This window comes from Streptococcus handemini (genome assembly GCF_040984445.1).
GTDB classification, from domain to species: Bacteria; Bacillota; Bacilli; order Lactobacillales; family Streptococcaceae; genus Streptococcus; species Streptococcus handemini.
Genome location: NZ_JBFRYH010000067.1, coordinates 1 through 9,882 on the forward strand (window position 1 = coordinate 1; position 9,882 = coordinate 9,882).

Consider the following 9,882-nt stretch of genomic DNA (forward strand, 5'->3'; position numbering starts at 1 on the left):
CCGAGTGAAGCCGATGGCATCACTCGGCATGGTATAGCCATGAACCTTCTCACCGTTGACTAGAATTGCCACTTCTGAACTTGTTTTACTCACATCAATCCCAAATACTGTACGCATGATATTACCTTTTTATCTTGTTTGATTCCTTGTTTTAGTGATGTCATTTTCAATACTCGACGTCTAGCGCCCCACATACTTTGATAACATTCTCCCTAAAACAGGTGTCTTGCCAGTTTTGAGTACGACGTCCAGCGTCAAAAAGCCCCTCGACTTCACAAGACACCTCTACTTTAACACAACGAAAAAGTAGTGACTACTCTCTCCCGTCGGAGATTTCCTCACTACTAATCTTAGTATGTTTTGAGTGAAATTTGATATACTAATAGTATAAAATTTGAAAGGTGGATAGGGCTATGGGTACATTACCAATATTTTCTGTTTGGTTTTTGCTAGTCTTTACGATTATTGTGGGAATTTTCCTATGGCGACTGGTCAAATCACTTGTTGAAGCTCTTCGAAACAATGCTGCTCCCAAGGAAGTTTTTCCTGCTAAGTTGATTGGCAAGCGAACGGATATGCATAGAAATCAAGGAGCCTATACTGATTACTATGTCACCTTTGCACTCGACAATGGTGAGCGTAGGGAATTTCGGGTGAGCCGTCAAGTCTATGCCCTATCTGCTGAAGGAGACAAGGGTGAGTTAACGGTTCAAGGAACAAGGTTTCTTGATTTTAAGAGACTTGACTAGGAAATGTGATAGAAATAGATAGTCAGTGAGGTAAAATACGATATGACAGTAGAAGAGCAGGTAAGAGAACTTTACAAGGACCATGCTCGTATGCCCTATATTGCTCCAGACCGTGATTTAGCGATATGGTTACTGGATGCGAAGCCTGTTCCCAAACGGAATATGGAACCTTTAGCAGACGGATTGCTGGCAGGGGACATCATCCTTTTGTGGCGAATTCAGTTTGACACCTTTACAACGGATTCGATTTTTCCTAAGTATTTTGAGTATACTTACGGAATTGATGCAGCCAAACATTTGGCAGATCTGGTGAAAAATAGCTACGCTGCTATCGAAACAGCCTTTGATTCACTGGATCATATCAATGCGACCATGAAGAAAAATATACTCAAAACAAAGAGTGTTACAGGTCTATCTAAAATGAAAGCTGCAGATTTGGATGTTGCTTTAAAAGAGCATTTTTCAGAAGAAGAATTAGCAGCTCTCTTTAGTGTTCGTGGTTATAAACTGACAACTAAGGGGGAAAAAGCACTTACGGCACATTCTGAGGTGATTGACCGCCATCCTAAGAAGAAATTCTAATATCGTCAGTTCGTTTTCATTTATTACGTCGTTAACTCTCCTTGCCGAACCTAAGTTCTGCCTGCGTCTTGTTGCCTAGTACTAAATAAAAAACGAAAAGACGATATGTTGAATACCCTAAAAATTGGCTCGTGAGGTCAGTTTTTTTGTGGTATAATAGCCACAAGTAGAAGAAAAGGAGAAAAAAGTATGCAAAAACGATTGATGCGCGATCGATATGATGTAAAAATTGCAGGAGTATGCGCGGGTGTTGCTAAGTATTTTGACTTAGATCCAACACTTGTGCGTGTTGTATGGGGAGTTTTAGCCTTTGCCTATGGATTTGGTGTCATTCCCTACTTGGTTTGCTGGTGGGTGATGCCAATTGATAATGGACAAGGTGATGATCAAGATATTATCTTTTAAACTGTACAAAGATGTAACCCTAAAGATTACAATATGGTGACAGAGAAGACAATCAGATGACAACTATTTCCTTCTGTGACATCTAAAATACAGTTTCGTGAAAAAGGCTTAAAAAGCCTTTTTTGCTTTCAAAATTGTGGTAAGATGTCTCTATCACAAAGAAAAGGAAGAAGTTATGTCTTTAACATTAACGAAAAAAACAATCTTATTTTCAACTCTCGCTCTTTCGCTTTTTACAGCAACAGCTCAAGCAGATGAATTGGCTCCAATTTGGACTGCCCGTTCTGTCGAAGAAATCAAAGCAGATATTTTAGCGAAGAAAGATAAGCAAACCTACACGATTCAGTATGGGGATACGCTTAGCACGATTGCTGAGGCGATGGATGTTGATATGACGGTCTTGGCTAATATCAATAAGATTGCCAATATCAATTTGATTTTTCCAGATACTGTTTTGACGGTGAAAATTGACTCACGACGAGAAGTAACCTCTATTGAGATTCAGTCTCCTCAAGGTGAGAATACAGAAGAACAAGTAACGACTAAAGTTGATTTAGAGAAACACGAAGTGGTTGTCAACGATCAAACCATACCTGTGGAAGATTTGACAGAACCAATCGAAACGACACAAACAGCTCCTGTTTCTACAACCGAGCAAACTCAGTCAGCCGCACCAACTGTCGCGCAACCGAAAGACGTAGCTCAATCACTTCCCACATCAGAAGCAGTGGAAGCACAAGAGGAAGCAGTTACTCCTGTTCCAGTAGAGGAAAGTCCTGCTCCGGCGAGCCCGTCGACAGATTTTACGAGTAGCGCTGCTGCAAATCCTGCCAATGCTGGACTGCAACCACAGACGGCAGCCTTTAAAGAAGAAGTGGCAAGTATCTATGGCATTACCTCCTTTAGTCTCTATCGTCCAGGAGATAGCGGAGACCACGGTAAGGGACTTGCAGTTGATTTCATGGTTGGCAACAATGAAGCTCTAGGCGATCAGGTTGCGAATTATGCCATTCAAAATATAGCTAGCAAGAATATTTCCTATATTATTTGGAAACAGCGGTTTTACGCACCTTATCCAAGTATCTATGGACCGGCTAATACTTGGAATGTGATGCCTGACCGTGGTAGTATTACAGAAAATCACTTTGACCATGTTCATGTGTCGATGAATCCATAAATGATTTATACATGGAAACTCTCCAATCAACTCTGCTTGTTGGGGAGTTTTTGCTACCTGCCCAATACTAGACCAACCAGTAAAGTATGGTATAATAGAAGTATGACAAGACAAAAACAGACAAAAAAAGGGCGAAATATGCGACGCCCATCAAAGGGTGAATTGGCTCAGCAAGCAAAAATCAAATCTCTTTTACTACGATTTTCAGTAGTTATATTTCTCCTGTTTGCGGCAAGCAGATTAGGAGTTTTTGGTGTGACAGCCTACAATCTTTTTCGTTTGTTAGTTGGAAGTACGACTTATGTATTAATTGTAGCCTTGTTTCTCTACCTTCTCTTTTCTTCCAAACTACGACAAAGGGAAGGCATGATTTCTGGTTTTTGGCTCGTATTTGTAGGAATTTTACTGGAGTACCAAGCCTATTTTGACCTAGTTTACAAGGGGAAAGACCTATTACACCATACGTTTCGGCTCGCCTTGTCAGACCTTTCTGCCTTTCGCGTAAAGGAATTCTTGGGTGGAGGTCTGATTGGTGGAGGTCTGTATGTGCCGGTTTCTTTCCTATTTGCAACCTTGGGTACTTTTTTCATTGGCGCACTATTGATTGCCTTTGGCCTGTTTTTTATGAGTCCGTGGTCGATTTATGATTTAGCAGATGGTGCAGTTTATTTGTGGGACAAATACCGAGAGGGAGCAGCGATTCGGGCAGAAAAACGTGCTGTAAAGGCAGAAGCAAAAGCTCAACGTCAGGCAGAGGAAGAGGCTAAACGATTAGAAGAAAATGAGCAAGTAGAGCTTAAACCAGTAGAACTTCCCCTGGTTGATAGGGAAACAGGCGAAATTCTCGAAGTAGAAGGACGTGAGGTTCCAATTGTGACGGAAGAACGTGAGTCTATTTTTGATGAAGAAGAATTTCCTGTTTTATTAGTTACTGATGAAGAAGCGACAGAGGAACAGGAAGCAGAGGAAGTAAAACTTGACTTCAAACCCAAAGCCCAATTGACCTACAAGTTACCGTCGATTGATCTCTTTGCGCCAATAAAAATCAAAAGTCAAGCAAATGAAAAGAAAATCGTCCGCCAAAATATCAAGGTCTTGGAAGACACCTTTGCCAGCTTTGGTATCAAGGTAGTGGTTGAGCGGGCAGAAATCGGTCCGTCTGTGACCAAGTATGAGGTGAAACCTGCAGTTGGTGTGCGGGTTAATCGGATTTCCAATCTGGCAGATGACTTGGCCCTTGCCCTTGCAGCCAAAGATGTCCGAATTGAAGCCCCGATTCCTGGAAAATCCCTAGTCGGTATTGAAGTGCCAAACTCTGAAGTGGCTATGGTACCGTTTAGAGAATTATGGGAACAAGCAAAAACTTCTCCGACTAAATTATTGGATATTCCACTTGGTAAGGCTGTAAACGGCTCAGTCCGTTCCTTTGATTTGACACGCATGCCACATTTATTAGTCGCTGGTTCAACTGGTTCAGGAAAATCTGTTGCGGTGAATGGTATTATTGCTTCTATTTTGATGAAGGCAGGTCCAGATCAAGTCAAATTTATGATGATTGACCCTAAGATGGTTGAATTGTCGGTGTATAATGATATTCCTCATCTTCTGATTCCTGTTGTGACCAATCCTCGAAAAGCTGCACGAGCACTTCAAAAAGTCGTGGATGAAATGGAAAAACGCTATGAACTCTTTAGCCATCTAGGCGTTCGCAACCTCGAAGGCTACAATGCAAAAGTTGCAGAATTTAATCGAGGATCTGACGAAAAGCAGATTCCGTTACCATTGATTGTCGTCATTGTTGATGAGCTAGCAGACTTGATGATGGTAGCCAGTAAGGAAGTGGAAGATGCTATTATTCGCCTTGGACAAAAAGCGCGGGCAGCCGGTATTCACATGATTCTCGCAACCCAACGCCCATCTGTTGATGTCATCTCCGGTCTGATTAAAGCGAATGTTCCGTCTCGGATTGCCTTTGCGGTTTCAAGCGGAACAGATAGTCGAACTATTTTAGATGAAAATGGTGCAGAGAAATTATTGGGACGAGGTGATATGCTCTTTAAACCGATTGATGAAAATCACCCTGTCCGCTTGCAAGGCTCCTTTATTTCAGATGATGATGTTGAAGCGATTGTGAGCTTTATTAAGCATCAAGCAGAAGCTGAGTACGATGAGTTCTTTGACCCTGGCGAAGTAACAGAAGGAGACTTTGAGGGTGGAACAGGTGATAGCGGTGGTGATCCACTCTTTGAAGAAGCGAGATCCTTAGTTGTTGAAACACAAAAAGCCAGCGCTTCTATGATTCAACGCCGTTTATCGGTTGGCTTTAATCGTGCAACCCGCTTGATGGAAGAATTGGAAGCGGCAGGCGTGATTGGTCCTGCTGAAGGGACTAAGCCAAGAAAGGTACTGGAAACGCAATGATGCTATTAGATACCCTACATCATATTGCTATTATCGGTAGTGATTACCAAAAGACAAAAGAATTTTATATTGACAAGCTAGTTTTTGAACAATTGGACCAACATATCCGACCAGAAAAGAATGATATTCTCTTCAACGCTCGCAAAGGAAATCTGGTACTCGAAATCTTTATTAAACCAGATGCTCCCAAACGACCACCCATGCCGCAACCAGAACATACAGGATTACGACATCTGGCTTTCAAAGTGGCAGACGTTGAAAACTGTTTACAGGAGTTCGACAGATTAGACATCCCCCATGAATCCTTACGTTATGACGACTTTGACAGAAGAAAAATGGCTTTCTTCTTTGACCCAGACGGCCTTCCCTTGGAAATACATGAGTGAGAAAAAAACACCCCAGTAGGGTGTTTTTTTCACGAGCTTGTAAATTAGAAAGCGAGTCATGCCAAGTGGGGTGTTTTTTCAAGGATCAAGAAATAACAGAGAAAGGCGAGTAGAAGCAGGAAATTATCAGGATATAGCTGTTAGAAAAAACGCCTTTCACGGAGCGACAATTTAGCTTTTGATTGTAAAAATGGCAATGACGAGTGCAAGATACATGAAGAAGGTGAGAAGGAAGCCCGCTCGCCAAAAGAATTTGAAAAAACGGTGATACGAAAATGTTCGTTTGCCAAATAGGAGATAGCAGGCTATGATTAGCGCTAGAATAGATAAAGCCAACATCAAATGAGGCAAAAAGCTATGGTAGTAGACCTTGTCTGAAATGAGATAGAACTCAAAAGCTAAGATAGGAAAGGCGATATCAGCAAAATTCCAGCCTTTCTCTTGGAGTTTAAAGAGTTTGACCACTGAGATTGAGATAATCAATGGTAGGATTATAAAAAGTACAGAAGCAAATTTCAAGAATATCATAGTTTTATTCTATAAAAAAAGTTTGAAAAAGTAAACATAAAGCTTGATTTTTAGCGAAAATACTGTATACTAAAGAGGTATGTGGAAAATCACATACTTGTGGGAGGTAAAAATCTGTAATTACCGCAAAAACCACAATAGGAGGATTTAAAGATGGCTAAAAAAGTCGAAAAACTTGTAAAACTTCAAATTCCTGCAGGTAAAGCTACTCCAGCTCCACCAGTCGGACCAGCACTTGGTCAAGCAGGAATCAATATCATGGGATTCACTAAGGAATTTAACGCTCGTACAGCTGACCAAGCTGGTATGATTATCCCAGTTGTAATCTCAGTATACGAAGATAAATCATTTGATTTCATCACGAAAACACCACCAGCTGCTGTTTTGTTGAAAAAAGCTGCAGGTGTTGAAAAAGGTTCAGGCACACCAAACAAAACAAAAGTTGCAACAGTTACTCGTGCGCAAGTACAAGAAATTGCTGAAACTAAAATGCCAGATTTAAACGCTGCAAACCTTGAGGCTGCAATGCGTATGATCGAAGGTACTGCTCGTTCTATGGGATTCTCTGTTGTTGACTAATCAATAACAGCCCACAACCCGCAAGACTTCATCATTTCTGATGAGTGACGTGGGAGATGAAAATCGATATGACCACATTACAAGGAGAATAAAAATGGCTAAAAAAAGCAAACAATTGCGTGCTGCACTAGAAAAAATCGACAGCACAAAGGCTTACAGCGTAGAAGAAGCTGTAGCACTTGCAAAAGAAACTAACTTTGCAAAATTTGATGCAACTGTAGAAGTTGCTTACAACTTGAACATTGATGTTCGTAAAGCAGATCAACAAATCCGTGGCGCAATGGTATTGCCAAACGGAACTGGTAAAACTTCACGCGTATTGGTATTTGCACGTGGTGCAAAAGCGGAAGAAGCAAAAGCTGCTGGTGCAGACTTTGTTGGTGAAGATGACCTTGTCGCAAAAATCAACGGTGGTTGGTTAGATTTCGATGTTGTTATTGCTACACCTGATATGATGGCACTTGTTGGACGTCTTGGACGTGTCCTTGGACCACGTAACTTGATGCCAAACCCTAAGACTGGTACAGTAACAATGGATGTTGCAAAAGCAGTTGAAGAGTCTAAAGGTGGTAAAATCACTTACCGTGCTGACAAAGCGGGTATTGTGCAAGCAATCATCGGTAAAGTATCATTTGAAGCAGATAAATTGGTTGAAAACTTCAAAGCATTCCATGATGTAATGGTTAAAGCAAAACCAGCTACTGCTAAAGGTACCTACATGACTTCTGTGACAATCACTACGACACAAGGTGTTGGTATCAAGGTTGATCCAAATTCATTGTAAAAATAGATAAAGTCCTATCGATTGATAGGACTTTTTTACATGCTATTCTACGTCATCCAAATAGAAATAATCTGGTTGGATTCTTCCAAGGTGAGTGTGTCAAGCACCTCTTGTTTTTCCATGTCAAAATAGATGAGACGATTCTGAACGGTAAAAAGCAATTTTCCATCTGCAGTATACTTGAAGTTTTTAAGGTGTGATGTGCTAATCTCATGTGTATCAGTGTTTAAAATATGCGATACATCAGTAAATGTTATTTCACCTGTATCTAGGTTAACAGTCGAGAAACACAATTTTAGAGTGCCGGACGCTGATGAATCATGGGTGATAAATAGACTATTGCCATCATGATAGAGATAGTCAGGTGTTTTTTCGTTCAAGTTGATAAATTCTGGATTCATAGTCTGTAAATCAAGGACTAGCAGTCGCTTATCTGGTATCGTTGCTCCTTCGGTAAGGATAGAATGCAAGGAAGCATAGAGTACCCCTTGAATGATGGTAGCCTGTGCAAATCGGGGAACACCTCCATCCAATTCAGAGAGCGTTTGGTCGGAGATAAGGGAGAGATCCGTTTCAGCTAACTCAAGTAGATGGATAGCTGAGTCTTTGGACAAAGCTACTAGATGGATACGATTGCTTGTATCAATAAACGTTTGCATCCCGTCAGCGAGGTCATCAAAGGTTTTACTCTGGATTTCTTTTCCTTCCTTGTCAAATTGTGTAAGGGTATTGGCATACCATGTATAGAAAAAATCTAGACTACTTCCCATTCCAACAGTAGAAGCATACTTGGTTTTATGTACCTGTGTCTTACCTGTGTCAAAGTCGATGCTAAAAATAGCAGAAGGGGGCGAGGATAATTGCATTTCCTCTTTTCTATGTTGGAAGACAAGATAGCGTTTATCAAATGAAATAGCAGGATAGAGCGTTGCATCCCATGGAAGTTCAGAGTGCTTGGTTTGTTTGATGACTTGAAGTTTGTCGTTACGAATCTGGATAGCGGAGATGGACTGGGTACCAACAAGATAGCCATCTGCTTGTTCGGTCAAGGGAACTTCTGGCAGTTTAGCAGGTATGTGCTTGGAGATAGCCTGACAGCCCAGTAGTCCGATAAGAGTGAGAATAATAGCTGGGACAAGTAGTTTGTGTTTCATGATGCGCCTCCCTATTATGTTTTTATCCATTCGTTTTGTAAGGATAGTATAGCATATAAAAGAGAGAAACGAAAACGTTTTCTAGTTTTTGTGTATCAAATAATTGACATTTTTCCTAAAATTTTATAAGGTTAATACGAAACTAAATGAAAGGAAATCATAGACGATGTCAGAATATGTCAAACCGCAAGTATGGACTTGGGAAGAGCAAAATGAAAATCGAAGCGGAAATCGTCCAACAGCTGGGAGCCGATTCGAGCAGATTTTACCACGAGGAGAACATCCGTTACAAGTTTATTCGCTAGGAACTCCAAATGGGATAAAAGTAGCCATTATGCTAGAAGAATTGAAAGAGGCAGGCGTAAGGAATGCAGACTATGATCTATTTCGTATCGATATTGGAAAAGGAGATCAGTTTGGCTCAGACTTTGTAGCAATCAATCCGAACTCCAAAATTCCTGCTTTGGTAGACCAATCAGCCGATGAGGATATTAAGGTCTTTGAATCAGCTCATATTTTACTTTATTTGGCGGAAAAATATGGACAATTCATACCAAAAAAACTCCAAGAAAAAACAGAGATGATGAATTGGCTCTTCTGGCAAACTGGAGCAGCACCCTTTGTTGGAGGCGGTTTTGGCCATTTCTTCCACTATGCCCCCACTGCTCAGGAGTACCCTATTAACCGCTATACCATGGAGACCAAGCGTCAGCTAGATGTCTTAGATCACTTATTGGCAACTCGCCCCTATATCGCAGGGGATGATTATACTATTGCAGATATTGCGATTTGGTCTTGGTATGGTCGTCTGGTAGAAGGGAATCTCTATCCAGGATCAGCAGTATTTTTAGATGTTAAGGCTTATAAACATCTAACAGAATGGACAGAAAAAATTGCAGCTCGCCCAGCTGTTCAGCGTGGGCTGGAAGCGGAGTATCGTCCCATATCGATATAGTGAATGACAGTAAAAATCACACAAGTTTCGACTAGTGAACGGCTCCCTGTCAAGTAGACAGTCAAATACTAAAAGATACTAAGCAACCTGATTCCTGAATTCCCAAGGAGTCAGGTTATTTAATTTTGTTTGATAACGTTGTGTATTGTAAAACTGGATATA

General features: G+C 41.0%; 12 protein-coding genes. 9 read left to right on the plus strand and 3 right to left on the minus strand.

What is annotated here, in order from left to right:
* Positions 1-413 precede the first annotated feature (413 nt).
* The 6 genes from ABPH35_RS09175 to gloA2 all read left to right on the plus strand — a co-directional run bounded on the left by ABPH35_RS09175 (position 414) and on the right by gloA2 (position 5,720).
* On the plus strand, positions 414-749 hold the full coding sequence (locus ABPH35_RS09175) for a DUF2500 domain-containing protein (protein ID WP_349989668.1): 336 nt from the start codon (positions 414-416) through the stop codon (positions 747-749).
* 42 nt (positions 750-791) lie between these two features.
* Entirely contained in the window at positions 792-1,331 is a 540-nt protein-coding gene (locus ABPH35_RS09180) for a hypothetical protein (protein WP_349989669.1), read from the plus strand.
* A 189-nt stretch (positions 1,332-1,520) separates the two neighbouring features.
* Positions 1,521-1,736: a PspC domain-containing protein gene (locus tag ABPH35_RS09185; protein ID WP_349989448.1), complete on the plus strand. Its 216-nt coding sequence runs from the start codon at positions 1,521-1,523 to the stop codon at positions 1,734-1,736.
* 175 nt (positions 1,737-1,911) lie between these two features.
* On the plus strand, positions 1,912-2,913 hold the full coding sequence (locus tag ABPH35_RS09190) for a LysM peptidoglycan-binding domain-containing protein (RefSeq protein ID WP_349989447.1): 1,002 nt from the start codon (positions 1,912-1,914) through the stop codon (positions 2,911-2,913).
* A gap of 102 nt (positions 2,914-3,015) precedes the next feature.
* Positions 3,016-5,334, plus strand: a complete 2,319-nt coding sequence (locus ABPH35_RS09195) for a DNA translocase FtsK (RefSeq protein WP_349989446.1) — start codon at positions 3,016-3,018, stop codon at positions 5,332-5,334.
* Positions 5,334-5,720, plus strand: coding sequence for an SMU1112c/YaeR family gloxylase I-like metalloprotein (gloA2, locus tag ABPH35_RS09200; RefSeq protein WP_368849762.1), 387 nt, complete (start codon positions 5,334-5,336; stop codon positions 5,718-5,720). The genes ABPH35_RS09195 and gloA2 overlap by 1 nt, the downstream gene beginning before the upstream one ends.
* A 171-nt stretch (positions 5,721-5,891) precedes the next feature.
* Here the strand turns inward: gloA2 and ABPH35_RS09205 are convergent, their stop codons facing one another.
* A complete protein-coding gene (locus tag ABPH35_RS09205; protein ID WP_349989445.1) occupies positions 5,892-6,248 on the minus strand; it encodes a DUF3397 domain-containing protein in 357 nt (118 codons plus the stop codon).
* A gap of 153 nt (positions 6,249-6,401) precedes the next feature.
* On the opposite strand from ABPH35_RS09205, the gene rplK reads away from it, so the two are divergent.
* Positions 6,402-6,827, plus strand: coding sequence for a 50S ribosomal protein L11 (gene rplK / locus ABPH35_RS09210; RefSeq protein ID WP_349989444.1), 426 nt, complete (start codon positions 6,402-6,404; stop codon positions 6,825-6,827).
* A gap of 94 nt (positions 6,828-6,921) precedes the next feature.
* The gene (rplA, locus tag ABPH35_RS09215) at positions 6,922-7,611 is read left to right on the plus strand and encodes a 50S ribosomal protein L1 (RefSeq protein WP_349989443.1); all 690 of its coding nucleotides are present in this window, start codon (positions 6,922-6,924) and stop codon (positions 7,609-7,611) included.
* 47 nt (positions 7,612-7,658) lie between these two features.
* Here rplA and ABPH35_RS09220 read toward each other — a convergent pair whose 3' ends face one another.
* Positions 7,659-8,765: a hypothetical protein gene (locus ABPH35_RS09220; protein WP_349989442.1), complete on the minus strand. Its 1,107-nt coding sequence runs from the start codon at positions 8,763-8,765 to the stop codon at positions 7,659-7,661.
* 166 nt (positions 8,766-8,931) lie between these two features.
* Between ABPH35_RS09220 and yghU the strand changes: the two genes are divergently transcribed.
* Complete coding sequence (yghU, locus tag ABPH35_RS09225; protein ID WP_349989441.1) at positions 8,932-9,720, plus strand: glutathione-dependent disulfide-bond oxidoreductase; 789 nt, start codon at positions 8,932-8,934, stop codon at positions 9,718-9,720.
* A 78-nt stretch (positions 9,721-9,798) separates the two neighbouring features.
* Here the strand turns inward: yghU and ABPH35_RS09230 are convergent, their stop codons facing one another.
* Positions 9,799-9,879, minus strand: a complete 81-nt coding sequence (locus ABPH35_RS09230; RefSeq protein ID WP_349988131.1) for an IS3 family transposase — start codon at positions 9,877-9,879, stop codon at positions 9,799-9,801.
* Positions 9,880-9,882: the final 3 nt, after the last annotated feature.

Excerpts from the sequence above, each read along its gene's own strand:
- ABPH35_RS09175 (WP_349989668.1), top strand. The coding sequence starts at position 414 with ATGGGTACATTACCAATATTTTCTGTTTGGTTTTTGCTAGTCTTTACG.
- ABPH35_RS09180 (WP_349989669.1), top strand. The coding sequence starts at position 792 with ATGACAGTAGAAGAGCAGGTAAGAGAACTTTACAAGGACCATGCTCGT.
- ABPH35_RS09185 (WP_349989448.1), top strand. The coding sequence starts at position 1,521 with ATGCAAAAACGATTGATGCGCGATCGATATGATGTAAAAATTGCAGGA.
- ABPH35_RS09190 (WP_349989447.1), top strand. The coding sequence starts at position 1,912 with ATGTCTTTAACATTAACGAAAAAAACAATCTTATTTTCAACTCTCGCT.
- ABPH35_RS09195 (WP_349989446.1), top strand. The coding sequence starts at position 3,016 with ATGACAAGACAAAAACAGACAAAAAAAGGGCGAAATATGCGACGCCCA.
- gloA2 (WP_368849762.1), top strand. The coding sequence starts at position 5,334 with ATGCTATTAGATACCCTACATCATATTGCTATTATCGGTAGTGATTAC.
- ABPH35_RS09205 (WP_349989445.1), bottom strand. The coding sequence starts at position 6,248 with ATGATATTCTTGAAATTTGCTTCTGTACTTTTTATAATCCTACCATTG.
- rplK (WP_349989444.1), top strand. The coding sequence starts at position 6,402 with ATGGCTAAAAAAGTCGAAAAACTTGTAAAACTTCAAATTCCTGCAGGT.
- rplA (WP_349989443.1), top strand. The coding sequence starts at position 6,922 with ATGGCTAAAAAAAGCAAACAATTGCGTGCTGCACTAGAAAAAATCGAC.
- ABPH35_RS09220 (WP_349989442.1), bottom strand. The coding sequence starts at position 8,765 with ATGAAACACAAACTACTTGTCCCAGCTATTATTCTCACTCTTATCGGA.
- yghU (WP_349989441.1), top strand. The coding sequence starts at position 8,932 with ATGTCAGAATATGTCAAACCGCAAGTATGGACTTGGGAAGAGCAAAAT.